Annotated in this window: 16 protein-coding genes, 1 pseudogene and 1 riboswitch; of the genes and pseudogenes, 7 read left to right on the forward strand and 10 right to left on the reverse strand. The window is 62.8% G+C overall.

Features of this window, described 5'->3' with window-relative positions:
• Positions 1-52: 52 nt before the first annotated feature.
• A riboswitch (TPP riboswitch) is annotated at positions 53-158 on the reverse strand.
• 219 nt (positions 159-377) lie between these two features.
• Positions 378-1,832: a TolC family outer membrane protein gene (locus FBY03_RS02735; RefSeq protein ID WP_147170665.1), complete on the forward strand. Its 1,455-nt coding sequence runs from the start codon at positions 378-380 to the stop codon at positions 1,830-1,832.
• Positions 1,833-1,974: 142 nt separating this feature from the next.
• Here FBY03_RS02735 and waaA read toward each other — a convergent pair whose 3' ends face one another.
• Together waaA and FBY03_RS02745 are read right to left on the reverse strand one after the other, a co-directional pair.
• The gene (gene waaA, locus FBY03_RS02740) at positions 1,975-3,258 is read right to left on the reverse strand and encodes a lipid IV(A) 3-deoxy-D-manno-octulosonic acid transferase (protein WP_147170666.1); all 1,284 of its coding nucleotides are present in this window, start codon (positions 3,256-3,258) and stop codon (positions 1,975-1,977) included.
• 33 nt (positions 3,259-3,291) lie between these two features.
• Positions 3,292-4,176 (reverse strand): LysR family transcriptional regulator, encoded by an 885-nt coding sequence (locus tag FBY03_RS02745; RefSeq protein WP_147170667.1) that lies wholly within the window; start codon positions 4,174-4,176, stop codon positions 3,292-3,294.
• Between the two features lie 86 nt (positions 4,177-4,262).
• Here FBY03_RS02745 and FBY03_RS02750 point away from each other — a divergent pair, with 86 nt between their 5' ends.
• The 4 genes from FBY03_RS02750 (at position 4,263) to FBY03_RS02765 (ending at position 7,786) form a co-directional block, all read left to right on the forward strand.
• Positions 4,263-4,595 carry a multidrug efflux SMR transporter gene (locus tag FBY03_RS02750; protein WP_147170668.1) on the forward strand — a complete coding sequence of 111 codons (333 nt, stop codon included), beginning with the start codon at positions 4,263-4,265 and terminating at the stop codon, positions 4,593-4,595.
• Between the two features lie 64 nt (positions 4,596-4,659).
• On the forward strand, positions 4,660-5,832 hold the full coding sequence (locus FBY03_RS02755; protein ID WP_147170669.1) for an FAD-binding oxidoreductase: 1,173 nt from the start codon (positions 4,660-4,662) through the stop codon (positions 5,830-5,832).
• Positions 5,832-6,641 (forward strand): aldo/keto reductase, encoded by an 810-nt coding sequence (locus tag FBY03_RS02760; RefSeq protein WP_147170670.1) that lies wholly within the window; start codon positions 5,832-5,834, stop codon positions 6,639-6,641. The genes FBY03_RS02755 and FBY03_RS02760 overlap by 1 nt, the downstream gene beginning before the upstream one ends.
• Before the next feature lie 188 nt (positions 6,642-6,829).
• The gene (locus FBY03_RS02765; protein WP_256677840.1) at positions 6,830-7,786 is read left to right on the forward strand and encodes a metal ABC transporter ATPase; all 957 of its coding nucleotides are present in this window, start codon (positions 6,830-6,832) and stop codon (positions 7,784-7,786) included.
• Between the two features lie 117 nt (positions 7,787-7,903).
• Here the strand turns inward: FBY03_RS02765 and hldE are convergent, their stop codons facing one another.
• The 4 genes from hldE to msbA form a co-directional block, all read right to left on the reverse strand.
• Positions 7,904-9,325, reverse strand: a complete 1,422-nt coding sequence (hldE, locus tag FBY03_RS02770) for a bifunctional D-glycero-beta-D-manno-heptose-7-phosphate kinase/D-glycero-beta-D-manno-heptose 1-phosphate adenylyltransferase HldE (protein ID WP_147170671.1) — start codon at positions 9,323-9,325, stop codon at positions 7,904-7,906.
• A 74-nt stretch (positions 9,326-9,399) separates the two neighbouring features.
• The gene (locus FBY03_RS02775) at positions 9,400-10,800 is read right to left on the reverse strand and encodes a PIG-L deacetylase family protein (protein ID WP_147170672.1); all 1,401 of its coding nucleotides are present in this window, start codon (positions 10,798-10,800) and stop codon (positions 9,400-9,402) included.
• Positions 10,801-10,807: 7 nt separating this feature from the next.
• Positions 10,808-11,704 carry a GNAT family N-acetyltransferase gene (locus tag FBY03_RS02780; protein ID WP_147170673.1) on the reverse strand — a complete coding sequence of 299 codons (897 nt, stop codon included), beginning with the start codon at positions 11,702-11,704 and terminating at the stop codon, positions 10,808-10,810.
• Entirely contained in the window at positions 11,704-13,524 is a 1,821-nt protein-coding gene (gene msbA / locus FBY03_RS02785; protein WP_147170674.1) for a lipid A export permease/ATP-binding protein MsbA, read from the reverse strand. Before msbA ends, FBY03_RS02780 begins: the two co-directional genes overlap by 1 nt.
• Positions 13,525-13,674: 150 nt before the next feature.
• Here msbA and FBY03_RS02790 point away from each other — a divergent pair, with 150 nt between their 5' ends.
• Both FBY03_RS02790 and FBY03_RS02795 read left to right on the forward strand, forming a co-directional pair.
• A complete protein-coding gene (locus FBY03_RS02790) occupies positions 13,675-14,868 on the forward strand; it encodes an O-antigen ligase (protein ID WP_147170675.1) in 1,194 nt (397 codons plus the stop codon).
• Positions 14,862-15,500 (forward strand): lipopolysaccharide kinase InaA family protein, encoded by a 639-nt coding sequence (locus tag FBY03_RS02795; protein WP_147170676.1) that lies wholly within the window; start codon positions 14,862-14,864, stop codon positions 15,498-15,500. The genes FBY03_RS02790 and FBY03_RS02795 overlap by 7 nt, the downstream gene beginning before the upstream one ends.
• 14 nt (positions 15,501-15,514) lie before the next feature.
• Here the strand turns inward: FBY03_RS02795 and FBY03_RS02800 are convergent, their stop codons facing one another.
• From FBY03_RS02800 to FBY03_RS02810, 4 genes and pseudogenes are all read right to left on the reverse strand, one after another.
• Positions 15,515-16,150, reverse strand: a complete 636-nt coding sequence (locus FBY03_RS02800) for a CatB-related O-acetyltransferase (protein WP_147170677.1) — start codon at positions 16,148-16,150, stop codon at positions 15,515-15,517.
• A gap of 6 nt (positions 16,151-16,156) precedes the next feature.
• Complete coding sequence (locus FBY03_RS23025) at positions 16,157-17,041, reverse strand: glycosyltransferase (protein ID WP_178090552.1); 885 nt, start codon at positions 17,039-17,041, stop codon at positions 16,157-16,159.
• 12 nt (positions 17,042-17,053) lie between these two features.
• A pseudogene (locus tag FBY03_RS23030) lies at positions 17,054-18,190 on the reverse strand (glycosyltransferase); the annotation flags it as partial.
• Entirely contained in the window at positions 18,187-19,068 is an 882-nt protein-coding gene (locus tag FBY03_RS02810; RefSeq protein ID WP_147170679.1) for a DUF6625 family protein, read from the reverse strand. The pseudogene FBY03_RS23030 and the gene FBY03_RS02810, both read right to left, overlap by 4 nt.
• Positions 19,069-19,081: the final 13 nt, after the last annotated feature.

Consider the following 19,081-nt stretch of genomic DNA (forward strand, 5'->3'; position numbering starts at 1 on the left):
TTTGCGGGCGCGGGTACACCAGAGCTGGTGCCGAGAAGACTCGCCGTGGGGAAAGCGAGGACATCTTGTTCCCTACGCAGGCCTTAACCTGATCAGGTTCAACGGGATCCGGCAACTGCCAATCTCAGCCCAAACTACGGGCACCCCGACAAGAACCCAGGCAGTCTAATCAAGACATCGCAATAAAACCAACCGCTGAGTCAAAAAAGCATGACCCATGCGTCGGATAGTGACGCCAGCACCAACAACGCAAAGATTGTTGCGCGCAGGCAACATAGCTTGTTGCAAACTACACTCACGGCGCTATCCGCGCGCCTTGACCCCCCAGGCAGTGCCCCTTAGCCTTGCCGATTACCGCCAAATCTAGGATTGCCCTAATGTTGCGCAGACTCTCTCTGGCTCTTGCCGTGGCCTCCGCTTCAGCCGGACTGGCCTGGGCAGAACAAGCCCCGCTGTCCACTAAAACGGACCTCGTCACCGTTTATCAGGAAGCCGCCGATAACAATGCCGACCTGGCGGCCGCGCGCGCCGACTACCAGGCCCGCCGTGAAGTGGTACCGCAGGCCCGCGCAGGCCTGCTGCCGAACCTCTCGGCCGGCGCCAACCTGAGCGACAGCCATACCGATGTCGACACCTCGCTCGGCTCACAATCGACTTCGCGCAGCGGCACCGTGTATCAGGCCAACCTGAGCCAGCCGCTGTTCCGCGCCGACCGCTGGTTCCAGCTGCAGGCTGCCGAAGCCACCAGCGAGCAAGCCGCGCTGGAGCTCTCCGCCACTGAACAAAACCTGATTCTGCAGAGCGCGGAAACCTACTTTGCGGTGCTGCGCGCCCAAGACACCCTGGCGTCGACCAAGGCCGAAGAAGCGGCGTTCAAGCGCCAGCTCGACCAGGCCAACGAACGCTTCGACGTCGGCCTGTCGGACAAGACCGACGTGCTCGAAGCCCAGGCCGGCTTCGACACCGCACGCGCCAACCGGATCATTGCCCAGCGCCAGGTGGACGACGCGTTCCAAGCGCTGATGACCCTGACCAACCGTGAGCATGGCGCCCTCGAGGGCATCCAGCACAGCCTGCCGATCCTCGCGCCGACGCCCAACGATGCCAAAGCCTGGGTCGATACCGCCGCCGCGCAGAATCTCAACCTGCAGGCCAGCAACTACGCGGTGGATGCCGCCGAGGAGACCCTGCGCCAGCGCAAGTCCGGCCATGCGCCGACCCTGGACGCGGTGGCCAGCTACCAGAAAGGCGACAACGACAGCCTCGGCTTCAGCAACTCCAATACCGGGTTTGCCGGCCAGCCGCGCTTCAATGGCGATGTCGAGCAACGCTCAATCGGTCTGCAACTGAACATCCCGCTGTACAGCGGCGGCCTGACCAGCTCGCAGGTACGCGAGTCCTACCAGCGCCTGACCCAGAGCGAACAGCTGCGCGAAAGCCTGCGTCGCCAGGTGGTGCAGGACACCCGCAACCTGCACCGCGCGGTGAACACCGACGTGGAAACCGTGCAGGCGCGCAAGCAGTCGATCATCTCCAACCAGAGCGCCCTGGAGGCCACCGAGATCGGCTATCAGGTCGGCACGCGTAACATCGTCGACGTGCTCGACTCGCAGCGCCAGCTGTACAACTCGGTGCGCACTTACAACGACGCGCGCTACGACTACATCCTCAACAACCTGCGCCTCAAGCAGGCCGCCGGCACTCTCAGCCCGGCCGACCTGGAGGCCCTCGGCAGCTACCTCAAGCCGGACTACAACCCGGACCAGGACTTCCTGCCACCGGACCTGGCCAAGGCCGCCGAAGCACAACTGCGCAGCGGCCAGGATTACTGAGCCGCTTGGCGAAACAAGAAAGCCCGGACACTGTGCCGGGCTTTTTTAATTTCCGCGTGGTTCCCGCCGCACCGACTGAACTTGCCTCACGTAGCTCGGATGCAATCCGGGAGATCGGCCCCGGAGTGCATCCGAGCTACAGCTAACCGAGCAAACGCCCCAGACCGCCCAGCAAGCGTTCCAGCGCCCCCTGATTGGCCCGCATCACCGCCAAGCCCGCCGCATGCATCCGTGCAGCGCGCGCCGGCTCACGCCACAGTTCGCCCACCCGCTGCGCCAACCCAGCAGCATCCGCCACCTCGAGCAAGGCGCTCGCCTCACGCAGCTGCGCGGCGATCTCGAGGAAGTTGAACAGGTACGGGCCGCTGAGCACCGGCTTGCCCAGCGCCGCGGGCTCCAGCAGGTTATGCCCGCCATTGGCCACCAGGCTGCCGCCGACAAAGGCCACATCCGCCAGGGCATAGAGGAACAGCAGCTCGCCCATGGTGTCGCCCAGCAGCACCTGATCGCTGGCTTGCAACGCTTCGCCACTGGAACGCCGACGCGTGCTCAGGCCCTCGCGCCGACACAGCTCGAACACCGGGCCGAAGCGTTCGGGATGGCGCGGCACCAGGATCAGCAGCGCATCGGGCCACTGTTTGAGCAGCTCGCGGTGGGCGGCCAACACCGCCTCGTCTTCGCCGGCATGGGTGCTGGCGGCGATCCACACCGGCCGTCGGCCGGCCTGCCACTGCTCGCGCAACTCAAGCGCACGGCGCGGCAGCTCGGGGTCGATGCTCAGGTCGAACTTGATCGAACCGGTGACCTCGACACACGCGGCGCGCGCACCCAGATCACGAAAGCGTTCGGCCTCGGCGCTGGTCTGCACGGCGATCAGGCTCAGCTCCGCGAGCATCGGCGCGGTCAGTTTGGCGAAACGCGCATAACCGCGCGCCGAGCGCTCGGACAGACGGGCGTTGGCCAGCGCCACGGGAATGCCGCGACGGGCGCACTGATGGATGTGATTCGGCCACAGTTCGGTTTCCATGATCACCGCGAGCTGCGGCTGCGCACGCCGGAGAAAACGCGCAGCGGCCCAGGGCAGGTCATAAGGCAGGTAACAGTGCTGCACCCGTCCCTGATACTCGGCCCCGCCGAATAGCGCCTGAATACGCTCGGAGCCAGTCGGGGTCATGCAGGTGAGGGTGATCGGTAAATGCGGGTAGCGCGCCAGCAGCTCACGGATCAACGGCGCCGCGGCGATGCTTTCGCCCAGCGAGACCGCATGCACCCAGATACCGCCGGGCTTGAGCGTCGGCAGGCCGAGCGCAAAGCGTTCGCCGATGCGCCGCGCATAGGCCGGCGCGCGCCAGGCGCGATAGGCCAGGCGCAGGGCGATCAGGGGCATGGCGAGGTGCAGCAACAGGTTATAAAGGGTGCGATTCATAGGCGCGCAGCTTAGCAGAGCGGCCGCCGCCAATCAGCCGATGGCCTGCAGGTGCTCGGCAAAACAGTCGGCCAGCCACAGCGCCGCCGGCCCCAGGGCCTCGTCACGCCGACAGACCAACTCCACCACCAAGGGCGGCGGCGTCCAGTCACTGCGCAACTCGACCAACTGGCTCTGGTAGGTCGGGTACTGCACGACATGCCGCGGCAACCAGGCCCAGCCGAGGTTACGCATCAACAGCTCGGCCATGGCGTAGAAACTATCGGTGCGCCAGACCGATGGGCTGATCTGCTCGCCGCCGGGATAGTGGCTGTCCTGCGGCGCCATCAGCAGCTGACGGTGCCGCGCCAGTTCACGCCGATCGGCATAGGGCCGCCCCGCCAGAGGATGACCGGCACCGCACACCGTAACCATTTCGATGGTGCCGAGGCGCTGGCGCTCCAGCGCCTCGGGCATCTGCTCATGATGGAACAGCAGGCCGAGATCGGCGCGGCGCTCAAGTAGCTTGCGCGCGACTTCGCCCTGGGCACCGCTGGCCAATTGCACCTCCAGCAGCGGAAAGGCATGGGCCAGCGCCTCGAGGCTGTCCAGCACCGGCTGGTACGGCATCGCCTCGTCCTGCGCCAAGCGCAGCCGCGCCTCTTCCCCGCGCACCAGGCCAAGCGCCCGCCCCTCCAGGCGCTCGCACTGGCGCAGCACCTCGCGCGCCTCCTCCAGCAGCAGCGTACCGGCCTCGGTCAGACGCGGCTGACGACCACTGCTGCGCTCGAACAGCAGCACGCCCAGGTCGGCTTCGAGCAGGGCAATGGCCGTGCTGACGGCCGACTGCGCGCGATGCAGCTGGCGGGCGGCGGCGGAAAAAGACTGTAGTTCGGCAACGCTGACGAACAACCGGACCTGCTCCAGGCTCCACTGCACAAGCTATCTCCAATACAGATAGGTAATCACTTTATCCCATCGCCACAATCACTAGAATAGCCGGCAGCACACATAGGAGTCTCATCATGACCGGCTACCTCTACCTCAGTATCGCGATCATTGCCGAAGTCATCGCCACCACCTCGATGAAGGCGCTCGACGGCCTCAACAAACCCCTGCCCCTGTTGTTGGTGGTGGTGGGTTATGCGATCTCCTTCTGGATGCTCAGCCTGGTGGTGAAGAGCATCCCGGTCGGCATTGCTTATGCGGTGTGGGCCGGATTGGGTATCGTCTTGGTGAGCATCGCCGCGACCGTACTCTATCAACAGCGCCTGGACATACCGGCGATGCTCGGCATGGGCCTGATTGTCAGTGGCGTGGTGGTTATCCAGCTGTTCTCGCACTCCACCGGCCACTGATCGGGCGAGCCACCACACCCACGCGGGTTATACTGCGCCTCTGTTTTCCCGATGAGGCGCGCGCATGTCCCAAGCTCTGACTACTGACGTTCTGATCGTCGGCGGCGGCATCGCCGGCCTCTGGCTGAATGCGCGCCTGCGCCGCCAGGGTTTCTCCACTCTGCTGGTGGAAAGCGCCACGCTGGGCGGCGGGCAGAGCCTCAAGTCCCAAGGGATTATCCACGGCGGCGCCAAGTACGCCCTGCATGGCGCCCTGAGCGGCGCCTCGGAAGCCATCGCCGACATGCCGCGACGCTGGCGCGAGGCGCTGGCCGGCAGCGGCGAGCTGGACCTGTCTACAGTACGCGTGCTGTCCGAGGCCCATTACCTGTGGTCGCCGGGCACCCTGGCTGGCAACCTGACCAGCTTCTTCGCCAGCAAGGCGGTGCGCGGCCGGGTCGACCAGGTCAAAGGTGAACAGTTACCACCGGCGCTGCAACACGCGCAATTCAAGGGCAAGGTCTACCGTCTGGCCGAGCTGGTACTCGACGTACCCAGCCTGATCACACGGCTGGCCACGCTGGCAGGTGACAGCCTGCTGGCAGCCGAACGCATCGAGCCGCTGCGCGAACAGGGTAACTTGCAGGGGCTGCGCGTCGACGGCCGCGAGATTCGCGCTCAGCGCATCGTCCTCAGCGCGGGCAGCGGCAACGCCGAGCTGCTCGGCGCACTCGGCCTCAGCCAACCCGCACAGCAACTGCGCCCGCTGCACATGGTACTGGTCAAGGGACCGACGCTGAAACCGTTGTACGCGCACTGCCTGGGCGGCGGCCCGAAGCCGCGCGTGACGGTGACCAGCCACCCGGCCGAAGATGGTCAATGGGTCTGGTACCTGGGGGGGGATCTGGCCGAGGCCGATGGCGTGGCGCGTGACCCGGCCGCACAGATCAAGGCCGCGCAGAAGGAAGTCGGCGACCTGCTGCCCTGGGTCGACCTGTCCAGCGCACGCTGGGCGACCCTGCGGGTGGATCGCGCCGAGCCGGCGCAATCCGGCTTGACCCGCCCAGACAATGCCTTTCTCGCCGATCAGGGCAAGCTGCTGGTCGGCTGGCCGACTAAACTGGCCCTGGCTCCGGACTTTGCCGACCGGGTACTGGCGGCGCTCGACCGCGACGGCATCCAACCCGCCGAACATGCCGCACTACCGGAGCTGCCACGTCCTACTGTCGCCCGTCCGATCTGGGAGGAGCTACTCTGATGCACAGCCTGCATAACCTCCATCGCCCACTGGGCTCGACCGACTTACTGGTATCCCCGCTGGGGCTCGGCACGGTCAAACTGGGTCGCGACCAGGGGGTGAAGTACCCCAGCGGTTTCACCATCCCCGATGACGCCACGGTTCGCCAGCTGCTCGGCCAGGCACACGAGCTGGGCATCAACCTGATCGACACGGCCCCGGCCTACGGCAGCAGCGAAACCCGCCTCGGGCCCCTGTTGCGCGGCCAACGCCAGCAGTGGGTGATCGTCAGCAAGGTGGGGGAAGAGTTCGACAACCAGCAGTCACGCTTCGACTTCTCCGCCGCGCATACGCGTTTCTCGGTGGAACGCAGCCTGCAACGCTTGGAAACCGACTTTATCGACCTGGTACTGGTGCACTCGGACGGTAATGATGTCGCCATCCTGCGCGACAGTGGCGTCTATGAAACCCTCGCCGAGCTCAAGCGCGAGGGTAAGATCCGCGGCTTCGGCTTCTCCGGCAAGACGGTGGCAGGCGGCCTGCTGGCCCTGGAGCAAGGTGACTGCGCGATGGTCACCTACAACCTCAATGAGCAGAGCGAACTGCCGGTCATGGACTACGCTGAGCAGCACGGCAAAGGCATTCTGATCAAGAAGGCACTGGCCAGCGGGCATGCCTGCCTGCAACCGCACGAAGACCCGGTACGTGCCAGCTTCGAGTTGATCTTCGCCCACCCGGCAGTCAGCAGCGCGATCATCGGCACCATCAATCCGCACCACCTGGCCGAGAATGTCGCGACGGCTGCGGCGGTGATTCAGGACAACGCCTGATGCAGCGCTAGTCGGCGGTGTCTGGGCACACCCCAGCACCATGCCATGACTGCAATAACTGGCCCGCAACGCACGCCGCTCACAGTGGCTTGCCACACAGCTTAACGCGGATTAGCGCTGAGCCAGTCGCGACCCCATCGCCCGCTAACGCCGCCGTCGCGGCCGCCCCAATACAACGAGGAGCCGAGATGCCGAGCAGCCTGACCCGCAAAGACCCCAGCACCTTCAAGACCCTGGCGCTGTTCGTCGAAGCAGGCCCGGACGGCCTCACCTACCAAAGCATCGGCCGACCGCTGAACTTCAGCGAAATGCTCGAGCGGCGCAAAACCATCGAGGTCAGCGACAGCCAACGCTTCGCCGTGGAACTGGCCAACCTGGGCGTGTCGGTACGCCTGACCCTGAACTGGCAAAGTCGCGACTACTGGGTGCTGGTGCGTCAACGCCGCCTGGATCGCGGCGACGTGGTGCTCAAACTGATTTCCGGATACGTGCCCGCTCATGAGCTGAACCTACCGCTGCTCAGCGCCGTTCAGGAGGTCGCCGAGGAGTGCCTGCTGGAAACCCCCGAAGGCTGGCTGGCCGGACGCTTCGGCGATACCTGGCTGCCGACGCCGTACCAAGATGCCCTGCGCTACCGCCAAGCCCCGTACTTTCGCCTCAGCCCGCTATCCGGTGCGGCCCGCCCGGTGCAGTGCGGCAAGCAGACGCTGCTCGAACGCCCGCGTGCCTACGTGCACCTGCCTACCGCCTCATTGCAGCTGGTTTACGACTTGCAGTTGGAGTTACCAAAGGAAGCCAAGCAACTCAGCCTGTACCACGTCGACGAGTGCCTGGAAGACGGTCAGTTGGTTGCTCACCTCAACCCCGCGAGCCCGGACCTGTACCTGATTCCGCTGCACCAGGGACGACCGACGGCCGAGTTGCTGACACTCAATCGAGGTCAGCTTAAAGCGGCCAGCACTCGTGGTCTGTGGCTGGCAGAAAGCTTCGCCGCGCAAGAGGGCTGGCTGGTACGCGACGAGCGGATCCGCTGGAAAGAGTGGGTGAAGCAGCAGCATCTCGACAACCCCACGCAGCAGAATCCCGCCAGGGGGATACCAGCAGACACTCCGGCCACCAAGCTGGATGTTGCTCCGCACGGTTGAAGGACAACCCCACCGACGGGGCCTAGGCTGCTTAACGCGCCTACGTCACAGGAACGCTTGATCACGCGAGCACCGCGGCGGGTGCCTGGCAGCCCGGCCGGTCACCCGCAAACCGGGCTACTTGCTCCGGATTTTCTCGACGATAGCGGTCGTTGAACTGTTTTCCACCAAACCCAGCACCCGCACCTCACCGCCATAGGCCTTGACGATGTCGGCGCCGACCACCTGTTCAAGACCGTAATCGCCGCCCTTGACCAGCACATCCGGGCGCACCTGCTTGAGCAGGTTCTCCGGGGTGTCTTCGCTGAAACTCACCACCCAATCCACCGCGCCAAGGCCCGCGAGTACCGCCATGCGCCGATCCACCGAGTTGATTGGCCGGCCCGGGCCCTTCAGGCGCGTGACCGAGGCGTCGCCATTCACCGCCAGGACCAGCCGATCGCCTTGCGCACGCGCCTGCTCCAGATAGGTCACATGGCCGGCATGGAGGATGTCGAAGCAGCCGTTGGTGAAGACGATCTTCTCGCCATGGGCGCGGGCATCGTCAATCGCCAGGAGCAATTGATCGAGGCTCAACACGCCGCGCTCGGAACCCGTATCGCGCTGAATCGCGCGGCGCAGTTCCGGTGCACTGATGGCGGCGGTGCCCAGCTTGCCGACCACAATACCGGCGGCCAGATTGGCCAGGGCCACGGCGTGGGGCAGCTCTTCACCGGCAGCCAGACTGGCCGCCAGGGTCGAGATAACAGTGTCACCGGCACCCGTCACATCGAACACTTCACGGGCGCGAGCCGGCAAGTGCAGGGCTGGGTGCTCGGGGCGCAACAGGGTCATGCCGTGCTCACCGCGGGTCACCAGCAAGGCACCCAGCTCCAGTTCACGCATCAGCTGTGCACCCTTGGCCACCAGTTCGGCTTCATCGGCGCAGGCACCGACCACCGCTTCAAACTCATGCAGGTTCGGGGTGATCAGGCTGGCGCCGCGGTAGATGGAAAAATCCTTGCCCTTGGGGTCGGCCAGCACCGGAATGCCGCGCGCCCGCGCCGCCTGCAACAAGACCTGATGGTTCTGCAGGGCGCCCTTGCCGTAGTCCGACAGCACCAGCACCTTGACCCCATCCAGCAGCGCTTCGACCTCCATCGCCAGGGCGGCGCAGTCGGTGTTGAACGGCTCTTCGAAATCCATCCGCAGCAGCTGCTGGTGGCGGCTCATGACCCGCAGTTTGACGATGGTCGGCTGGCTGGCGATGCGTTGAAAGCGGGTTTTCACGCCCACGGCGGCCAGGCTATTGCTCAGGCTGTTAGCGGCTTCGTCTTCACCGGTCACGCCCACCAGCACCGCCGGCGCACCCAGCGCGGCGATGTTCAGCGCGACGTTGGCCGCGCCGCCCGGACGATCCTCGATCTGCTCGACCTTGACCACCGGTACCGGCGCTTCCGGAGAGATTCGCGAGGTGCCGCCATGCCAATATCGGTCGAGCATGACATCGCCCACCACCAACACGTGGGCCTGATCGAAACGGGGCATAGCTAGCTTCATGATTACTCCGGAATACGGCGAAAACGCCGCGAATCATAGCATAGGGTCGCAATCTGCCTGACGCGGCAACCCCTTCAGCCGTCGAGCGCGCGCACCCAGAACAGCTCGTGGCGGCGCACCGCCTTGCGGAAGAACTCATCCTCGCCGCTGGCGGGCCAGCGCCGTCCGCTGAGCAGGCGCTGGATCAGCCGGCGCAGGCGCTTCTTCAACGGTGGGCGACCCTGCAAGTCATGCTGCATGGCCAACGCCATGGCCTTGTCCAACTGCACCTCACGACTCAACAGCGGGCTCCACAAGGCGTCAGCCGGCAGCGCCTCGATCGCCGGCGGCAGGGCGATGCCCGAGCCGGCCGGGCCCATGGGCCAGCGGTCGTTATCATGCAGATGATTGGCGTACAGCAGCGCCACTGTCGGTTTCCAACTGCTGCGACGGATCGCCTCGAACAGCGCCTGGGTCGTCGCCACATGATCGGCATGCGGATCGAGTTCGGGATGCGGAGTGACTATGACTTCCGGGCGAAAGTGCTGCAATGCCGCCGCCAGATCGGCAATCAGGTTGTTCCAGCTAGGCTTTCCGTCGGCATCCGCCGGCAGCGGCAGCGGGTTGTGCTGGCGCACGCTGCGGATGTCCGCTTCCCCGGACTCGCGCGAACCGCAGGCCTTGTCCGGCTCGGCCGCCATCGCCGGCAGTTGCAGGCAGTAGTAACCGAGCTGCACGCAGCGGCTCTGCGGCACACCACCCCAGAGCGGCACGGCCAAGCTGTCCCAACTGCGCAGGCGGCCTTTCAGCCGCGCCGCCTGCGCCATGTCCAAGCCCAGCCGCCGATAGGCATCGGCTTCGATTTCGCCCTGGGTCAGGGTAACCACACTGACCTCGGCACTGCGACTGTACAAACCGAAGGCCGCCAACTCGGCATCGTCGGCATGCGGGGCGAGGATCATCAGCCGCCGCCGGGCATAGTTTGGATGGCTAAAGGCATGCAGGGTGGCTGTGGCCGGCAAACGGCAGAAGCGCGCGGCCAGCCTCAGCTCGCCCTTGCGCAAGGATTCGGCCTGTCCGGACAGATTCAGGTAGCGCCGGCCGGCGACGCCACGCTCGAAGTCCTGGCGGTCATCGCCAATTCGCACATAAGGATCGAGCCAACGCCCCAGCCAGCTGGCGCGCAGTCGCACCTCGAGGATCAAGGTGTCGGCCGCGGTCAGCTCGCCAGCCACCTGCAGTCGACCAGCACTCAAGGCCACCGGCAGACTCAGGGTATCGGCGGGAAAGTCGTAGCGGTAATCATCGCGCGGCGAGTAAAACAGGTGGTCGGCAAACCAGGCCTCATGCCCGACCCAGCCCAGCACCATCAGCAGCGGCACCAGCCAGCCGGGGGCAAACCACGCCAGCAAAGCGAGCACGGGCAGCAGCGCCAGCAGGGTCAGGCGCTTGGCGCGACGATGTCGCTTGAGTAACTGCTGTTTGCGCGCACTCATAACCGATTCAGACCTGGAAGACCGGCACCGTATGGCACCAGCGGTCTTTATATTCGCGATCGGCGCGGCCGAAGGAGTAGCGCAAGGGCTTGCCCAAGGCGCGCGCCTCGGCCCAGGCCGCCTGGGTATTGACGAAGCTGAGCACGCTGCCGGGGCTGAACGCGCGGCTCTGCGGATCGACCCCGCCGTTGATGTATTCCAGGGAAATCCACTGGCTCGACTCGACCCGATAGAGCACCTGCACGGCGACGGGAGCGTCCTCAAGCAACACCACCGAACCGGTCATGAATTCGCGCAACAAGCCGAACACCTCGACCAGGTGCGCCTTGCCCGGCGCCTCGAAGCCCCAGCGACGCTGGAACAAATCGGCATACATGGCGGCTTGCTCGGCCGCGCTGAAATCCAGCATTGGCTTGAGCACACCGCCCGCTTCTTCCAACAGACGCTGCTCACGGCGCTGGTTGTAACGAAACTTTTTCGAGTAATCCTCGGGAGCGCGGGCCAAGGCCAAGCCTTCCGGCTGAGGCTTGAGGCTACTGACCCGCCCGGAATTCAGCTCGGAAACGTAACGCATACGCTGGCGCACCGGCACCCGGGCCCGCTCGGCCAGCGGCAGAATGATCTCGGCATTGCCCAGATCGAACAGGCCACGCTGGCCACGCTTCTTCAGCAGCTCCTTGGACAACGCCAGGTAGCGCCCCCAGCACGGCAGGGCCGCGACCAGCTCGTCGCCTTCCAGCCAGCCCAGGTAACGCACCGGAATTCCGGCCAGGCCCGCCAGCCGTTCGACCACCTGCGGATGGGTGACCACGCTGCCACCGAAGCGCTGCCAGACCTCGCTATAAGTGGCGGCGTCTATCTGCGTCCAGCCACGCTCGCGCCAGGCGCACAGGTAGTTCAACATCAAACGTTCGACTCCACCACGGACGCCTCGGCGCCCTCGACAAAGTCTCGTTCATGCAGGCGCGCGTAGTAGCCGTTCAGCGCCAGCAATTCGGCATGGGTACCACGCTCGACGATGCGCCCCTGCTCCATGACCAGGATCAGGTCGGCCTTCTCGATAGTGGACAGCCGGTGCGCGATCACCAGGGTGGTGCGGCCCTTCATCACCTCATCCAGCGCCGCCTGGATATGCCGCTCCGACTCGGTATCCAAGGCCGAAGTGGCCTCATCGAGAATCAGCACGGGGGCATTTTTCAACAGCGCGCGCGCGATGGCCAGACGCTGGCGTTGGCCGCCGGACAACAGCACGCCATTCTCACCCACCAGGGTGTCATAGCCTTGCGGCATTTTTTCGATGAATTCCGCCGCATAGGCCGCTTCTGCAGCGTGGCTCACCGCTTCCTGCGGCGCGCCCTGCAAATCGCCATAGGCGATGTTATTGGCCACCGTATCGTTGAACAGGGTGACATGCTGGGTCACCAGGGCGATGTGTCGGCGCAGGTTGAGCAACTTGTAATCTTCGACATCCAGGCCATCGAGCAAGATCTGCCCCTGGTCATGGTGGTAGAAGCGCGGAATCAGATTAGCCAGGGTCGACTTGCCGCTACCCGAACGGCCAACCAGGGCCACCACCTGCCCGGCTTCAGCGACAAAGTTGATGTTGTCCAGCACCGGCTTGTCACTGCCTTCGTACTGAAAGCTCAGATTAGCCACTTCAAGACGCCCACTGACCCGCTCACGCTCCTGGGTACCACGATCAGTCTCCGGGATTTCATCGAGCTGTTCGAAAATGCTTTCGGCACCCGCCACGCCCTTCTGAATGGTCGAGCTGACCTCGGAGAGCTGACGGATCGGCTTGGGTAACAGGCCGGCCAGCGTGATGTAGGCCACCAGATCACCCGGAGAGGCCTCGCCACGCAGGAACAGCACCAGGAACATCAGCGTCGCCATGGCGCTGTAAATCACCAACTGCAGCATGGGCGTATAGACCGCGCCGGTCTTGGTCATGCGCAACTGCTTGTCCGTATTGCTCTGGCTGGCATCGAGAAAGCGGGTTTGCTCATAGGTTTCACCCCCAAAGCTGCGCACCACGCGATAACCCTGGATAGTCTCGGAGGCCACATGGGTAACATCACCCATGGCGACCTGAATTTTCTTGCTCTGCTTGCGAAACTTCTTGCTGGCGCTGCTTACCATCAGCGCGATCAGCGGCAGGATGGCCACCATCACCAGGGTCAGCTTCCAGTTCATCCACAGCAGAGAAGCGAACAGGAACAACACCGTCATGCCTTCGCGGATCACCACCTTGATCGCATCGGTAGCCGCACCCGTGACCATGGTCACGTTGAAGGTGATGCGTGAAATCAGGTGGCCCGAATTGTGGTTATCGAAGTAGCGGTTGGGCAGGACCAAGAGGTTATTGAACAAGGCCACCCGCAGATCATGCACCAAGCTCAGTGAAACCTTGGCCAGGAAGTAGTTACCCAGATAGGAGCCCACCCCCTGCCAGAGCGCAATCAATACGATCAGCAACGGCACGGCCTGCAGCAATTGAACATCCTGCAGATAAGGCGTGTTCGGAAATAAGCTGGCCTCTGGATTGGACAAGCCATCGACGAAATACTTGAGGATGTAGCCGAACATCGGTTGGGTGGAGGCGAAAATCAGGAAACCGAGAATACTGAGCAGAAAGAGCCCGATGTAGGGGCGCACATAAGAAAGCAGACGCAGATAGATCTTCAGACTTGATGAAGCATCTGGTCTTGCAGCGTTCTCGCTCATAAATCAGGGACCCGCAGCCGACAAAGAGGCGGATGTTACCACAGCCCACAAGCCCAACGTCCCAGCCCAGACTCATCGCCAAGCGGGCAGTATTTTCACGACTCGATCGGGTAGAATTGCCGCCCAATCACATACCGGAACCAGGGATTGATGGATTTCCAGGCACCAGCCCGCGCGCACAAAACCTTCTCTTTCATCTGCGACTGGCTACTGCCGCTAGGCTATTTGATGCTGCTGATAGGTTTGGCTGTGCTGCCTGACCGCAGCCTCTACCACAAGTCGTTTTACGCACTGATTGCCGCCCCCGCCCTGATCGCACTGATATTGCGGCCGGAGACACTCAGAATGTTGCTGCGCGAGCCCATCGTGCTGCTTTTCTTGGCGTTTTCTGCCTGGTCCCTGCTGAGCATTTCCTGGTCCGCCACGGAAACCCCCATAGGTAGCCTGCTGAAGCGCCCCCTATATGTGTTCATGCTGTTTGCCGGCTGCTCACTGCTGACCCGGCAATCGAGCAGGCGCCTCGAGCAGACCACGCTGATCGCAGCCCTGCTGATGATTCCACTGACCCTTTACTCACTCAGTGCGTTCGCCATTAGCGGGATGCCTGACAGTAGGCTGGTTGGCCCAGGCGCACTGGATAACCCCCTGTTGAGCTCACACCTGTTTGGTTTCTTTTGCATCTTCTGGTTAGCGCTGGTCATGACCTTGCCACAACGCCAGAGCTGGATAGCTATAGCCCCTCTGTTAATAAGCGCAATCACCTTGCTGGCCACGGGGTCGCGCACTCCGATTCTCGCCACCGCCATAGCCTGTGGATGGTTGACTCTGGCCTGCTGGAATAGGCGCTCGATCATGCTGGTCCTGGCCGGCGCGCTCACCCTGGCCGGACTGCTAATACTTTATCCCGACGCACTGGTGAGCCGCGGCACGTCTTTCCGCCTGGAGCTCTGGCAAGATGCCCTCGACAAAATCAGTCGACGGCCTTGGCTAGGCTTTGGCTTCGGGGCCAGCCTGGCCATATACATCGAGGGCTTGGCAACCACATTCAGGGAACCTCACAGTTTTGCTATCGGGGTGTTGTATTACACCGGCATCATTGGTCTGGGTCTCTGGCTAGCCATGCATCTCGTGGCGCTGAAACATTGCTGGCGGCAAAGGCACAACTGGCTCTTTGTAATCGGCGGCGCCTTGCTGGCATACGGTATTGGCGCAGGGCTCGCCGAAGGCGGCGGAATTCTCTCCAGGCCCAAAGAGCACTGGTTCGTGACCTGGATCCCACTGGCGCTTATCGCCGCGCTGAACATCAGATCTCGCCATACTCAAGAGACACCGAAGTTATGCTGACCCTGTCTCAGAACCAATACGATGCACTGTCGAACGATGCCTGCGTGCTGGAAAGTGACGGGCTGGGAGCCAAAGTTCTGCGTCTGGCGGACGGTAGCTTCCTCAAGCTCTTCCGTAAACGCCGATTGCTCTCCAGTGAAACGCTCAAACCTTACGCCAAACGTTTCGCCGAAAACGCCCAACGCCTGCAGCTACTAGGCTTCATCAGCCCTGAAGTGATTCAGCTCTATGCGCTACCCGGCCCAATCAACGCCACAGCGGTGCATTACCGGCCCCTGCCCGGAGAGACCTTGCGCCAGGCCCTCAGCGTGAGCCCCCCTGCGCGAAGACAGCAGCTGATCGAGCAGTTCGGCGAGCTGCTGGCGAAGATGCACGAGGCGGGGGTCTACTTTCGCTCGGTGCATCTGGGCAACGTGCTGGTACAGCCCTGCGGGCAACTGGGGCTGATAGACCTGGCCGACATGCAGATCAGTCGGCGTGCCCTCAGTTTTGCCAAGCGGCAGCGCAACCTGAAACACATGCGCCGTTATACCGAAGACAACCACTGGTTGTTCGAGGAGCACCTTACCGCCCTGCAAGCGGGCTACAGTCGGTACGCGGGCAAGAAAGCCCAGACGCTGTTCGCCGACTGATCGAGCGCGCGCTCTTAACCGCCTTCTGATCTCTGCGCACGCTGTCGCGCATAGTCCAGAAACTCATCCAGTCGATCGCTGCACAACAGCGGGCTAACTCTGAAAACTTCCTGCTCCGGCCATTCCCACCAAGCAGCCTCAAGCAGTGCTGCGCAGACCTCAGGTGGAAAACGCCAGCGTACGTGCCGTGCGGGGTTGCCTGCCACTATCGAATAAGGGGCCACATCGCGGCTCACCACCGCCCCTGCAGCGATCACAGCACCATGCCCCACAGTGACACCGGACAAAATAACGGCGTTACTGCACAGCCACACGTCGCTACCGATCAGCACATCCCCCCTGCTCACGGCATAGCCCTGAATCTCGGCAGCCTCGGGGATCATCGCCGGAAACGGGTAGGTACTGATCCACTCGGTGCGATGGTGCCCACCCAGAAAGATTTCCACCTGCTCGGCAATCGAGGTGTAGCTGCCTATTCTGAGAGTCGTGCCTTCCTGCCAATCATGCACGATGGGCAGGCCATAGGTGCCGACGCCAACCTGATAGTGCGGGTAGCGCTGCTGGAACCTGGCGGGCCCACGCTCGAACTTGGGTAGCCGACGAATCTGCTTCTTGGCGCGTTTTTCCAAGAACCTGGCCCAGAACCCCATCGCGACTCAGTCCTTTTCCAACGGTGAGAAGTAGAGCCTCGTCAGACCTCGCCAAGTCTTCTTCGACCAGTACTTGAAGGGGATCTGCGCCAGCAGCTCACGCGCCAGCTTGCGATCGCGATTAGAGCACTTGAGGAACATCGAGCTGAGAAAGCGCGTACGCACGAACTCATACTGAGGATGCTCGCGGTACATGGCATAAATACGCAGAATGCTGTCAATCATGAAGCGGTGGTTTTTGTAGGAGTTGGTGGCGTGCTTGCGGTAGCGGGCCAGCACTTCACCCAGGCAATCGATGTAATAGCCCGCATGGGTAATCTTCAGCTCGATCGCCAAGTCCTCTAGACGAATATCCGGATCGAAACCGCCAACTTTCTCCAGGGCTTCCTTGCGGATCATCAAGGTCGTGGCGGGGGCGTAGGGTTTACGCTCCATAAACACATCGTCGAAATCCATGCGCCGGAAAGGCACATCTCGACGCTGGCGCTTCTCTGGAAACAGATTTCCGTGCGCATCGATCAACTCGATATTACCCGCACAGATGCCCACCTCAGGCTTGCCCTGCAGATAGGCGACCTGCTTGGCCAAACGCTCAGGCAGCATCACGTCATCCGAACCGAAAGGCACAATCAAGTCCCCCTGAGCCCGAGCGATTGCCGAGTTCAGCGTACGGGTCAGCCCCTGATTTTGCTGCATCTGAAAGTCAAAGCCATGCTCGACTTGCAGACGACGGATACGCTCGACGCTGTCATCCGTTGAGCCATCGTCCACCACCAACAGCTCGACCTGCGGGTGGGTCTGCGCCAGCACACTGAGAATGCACTCTTCGATATAAGGTGCATGGTTGTAGGAGGCGATGATGACACTGACCAGCTGGGAATTCTGACTCATAGGGGGGGCACTCGCCTGACTCAGCGACTCTTCGATGAGCCGCAGATACTGCTGACGGAAGACGTCGATATCGTGATTGGCGCACAGGTAGGCGTAGGCCTGCTCACCCTTAGCCTGCAATTGCTGATCGCTCAACTGCAAATAGCTGTGCAGTGCCTGACTCAGCGCCTCGACGTCTGCCGGAGGCACGGCAATACCGCCGGCCCCCTCGATCAACGGCAGCATGGCCGGGACATTCGAGGCGATCACCGGCAGGTGCCCGCTCATGCCTTCCAGCAAGGCCAGCCCCAGGCCTTCGGCCAGCGAAGGCATGGTCCAGATATCGAAAGCGCGGACATACTGCAGAGCATTCTCTCGAAAGCCGAGCAGGTGGACCCGCCCCTGCAGCCCGAGCCGATCGACCTCGGCCAGCAAGCGCGCCTCTTCGCGGCCCTTGCCGATGATCGCCAGCTGCACCTGTGGATAGTCATCCTTGAGCTTGGCAAACGCCTGGAGCAGATAGGTATGGCCTTTGACCGGCACCAGACGACCGAGCGCGCCGAGCAGGCGTACAGCGGGGTCCAGCCCCAGCAAGCGCCGCGCTTCATCGCGCGAATGCTGTAGGGCCTCGGCTTGGGGAATATCGATGGCGTTGGTAATGGCCAGCGTATTCTGTTCGGTAAAGCCGCACTTGCAGTCGAGCAAGTATTGTTTCACGGCCGGCGAGACCCCGACGAAGCGCCAGGCCGCATCGACCAGCCGCTTGGTCTGACGGCGTCGGTAATAGCGATCGTACTCGCCAAAACCATGGGAGATGCCGATGCACAACGGCACCTTCAACCAGCGATTCAACTGCAGGAGCATATTGACCGGTTTGAAGCGGTTGCAGATCACCACATCGAACTTTTCTGCCCGACAGAAACGATACAACTGCCACATGGCCAGCAGACGCATACCCTTGAGTTGCCCGTCGGAAAACTCGAAGTAGACCGAGCGGTCCGCCCGACTTACCGGCTCGCCTGGCTGCGGTTTACCCCGCAGGAAAGCCGCCACCACTTCATAGCGCTCAGCAGGCAGGGCCTTGACGATCTGCTCGGCAAGGTCGGCAAAGTCGTGGGCCTTGACGTTGTAGTCTGGCTGGAGCTGTAAAACCTTGATTCGCCTGCTCATCCGTTATCCCGCGCAAATCCCTGAGAATTGATCCGCCACACCGGCTGTTTCGCCAGAGCCTGGAGTGTTTCGACCGAAGGCTCGTCGAGCGCTGGCCAGGCATCACGCTTCCACACCACGAAATGAAAGTAGGGAAACTCCCGCCCCCTGTTCAGATCATTGGTCAGTCGCCCTTCGCGCCAATACCAGCACGAGGGGAACTCGAAACCGCCATCGGTCCAGGGGATACAGCCAGAGGGCGTACTGAACGCCTCAACGAACTCACTGCGGCGGCGCCAGGGGTTGAGCAAGCCCACCAGCCTGAATAGCGGACGGGGGAAGTTCTTGCGCCAGAGGAAAATCCGACTGAATGCCCCCTCGTCCAAGGCATGGTGTTGCTGGTCACAGAAGCGCGCCTGCCACCTCGGCATGCGCATAAAGGCTTCGCGCATGCGCTGGACGTTGCGGACCAGGCATAAATGTCCCGACACTCGCCGCTCGTGGGTAGAGAACAGATCGAAGCGCGCCAAACGCTCGGTCGTGAAATAGTCGCGCAGCTGGCCGAAGACCAGATCGATGTCACCGAAGGCCCAGAAATCGTAGCCTTTCAGGCGGTCTTCATGGATATAGCCCAACGCAGGTTTGATATCGCAGAGTTTGTAGGCGTTCTTCGGTGCAAACGGAATACCCAGCCGCTCGGCGACCAGGGCGCAGTAGTCACCGTAGCTCATGCTCTCTATCCGCACGTTGCCAGGCAGATCGGCCGGCACGCCGCAATCGCTGAACAGCAGCCAATCGACATCCGGGTTGCACCGGCAGCTCTCCAGAAAGAACGGCATCCAGAAAGGCCAACGGCCGAAATAGGGAATTACGAAACATATACTCGGCTGAGCCGTCATAGCGTACCTATCG

This window comes from Pseudomonas sp. SJZ079, assembly GCF_007993865.1.
Classification (GTDB): domain Bacteria; phylum Pseudomonadota; class Gammaproteobacteria; order Pseudomonadales; family Pseudomonadaceae; genus Aquipseudomonas.

Coding starts and splice junctions, on each gene's coding strand:
- FBY03_RS02735 (WP_147170665.1), top strand. CDS start 378: ATGTTGCGCAGACTCTCTCTGGCTCTTGCCGTGGCCTCCGCTTCAGCC.
- waaA (WP_147170666.1), bottom strand. CDS start 3,258: ATGAATCGCACCCTTTATAACCTGTTGCTGCACCTCGCCATGCCCCTG.
- FBY03_RS02750 (WP_147170668.1), top strand. CDS start 4,263: ATGACCGGCTACCTCTACCTCAGTATCGCGATCATTGCCGAAGTCATC.
- FBY03_RS02755 (WP_147170669.1), top strand. CDS start 4,660: ATGTCCCAAGCTCTGACTACTGACGTTCTGATCGTCGGCGGCGGCATC.
- FBY03_RS02760 (WP_147170670.1), top strand. CDS start 5,832: ATGCACAGCCTGCATAACCTCCATCGCCCACTGGGCTCGACCGACTTA.
- FBY03_RS02765 (WP_256677840.1), top strand. CDS start 6,830: ATGCCGAGCAGCCTGACCCGCAAAGACCCCAGCACCTTCAAGACCCTG.
- hldE (WP_147170671.1), bottom strand. CDS start 9,325: ATGAAGCTAGCTATGCCCCGTTTCGATCAGGCCCACGTGTTGGTGGTG.
- FBY03_RS02775 (WP_147170672.1), bottom strand. CDS start 10,800: ATGAGTGCGCGCAAACAGCAGTTACTCAAGCGACATCGTCGCGCCAAG.
- FBY03_RS02780 (WP_147170673.1), bottom strand. CDS start 11,704: ATGTTGAACTACCTGTGCGCCTGGCGCGAGCGTGGCTGGACGCAGATA.
- msbA (WP_147170674.1), bottom strand. CDS start 13,524: ATGAGCGAGAACGCTGCAAGACCAGATGCTTCATCAAGTCTGAAGATC.
- FBY03_RS02790 (WP_147170675.1), top strand. CDS start 13,675: ATGGATTTCCAGGCACCAGCCCGCGCGCACAAAACCTTCTCTTTCATC.
- FBY03_RS02795 (WP_147170676.1), top strand. CDS start 14,862: ATGCTGACCCTGTCTCAGAACCAATACGATGCACTGTCGAACGATGCC.
- FBY03_RS02800 (WP_147170677.1), bottom strand. CDS start 16,150: ATGGGGTTCTGGGCCAGGTTCTTGGAAAAACGCGCCAAGAAGCAGATT.
- FBY03_RS23025 (WP_178090552.1), bottom strand. CDS start 17,041: ATGAGTCAGAATTCCCAGCTGGTCAGTGTCATCATCGCCTCCTACAAC.
- FBY03_RS02810 (WP_147170679.1), bottom strand. CDS start 19,068: ATGACGGCTCAGCCGAGTATATGTTTCGTAATTCCCTATTTCGGCCGT.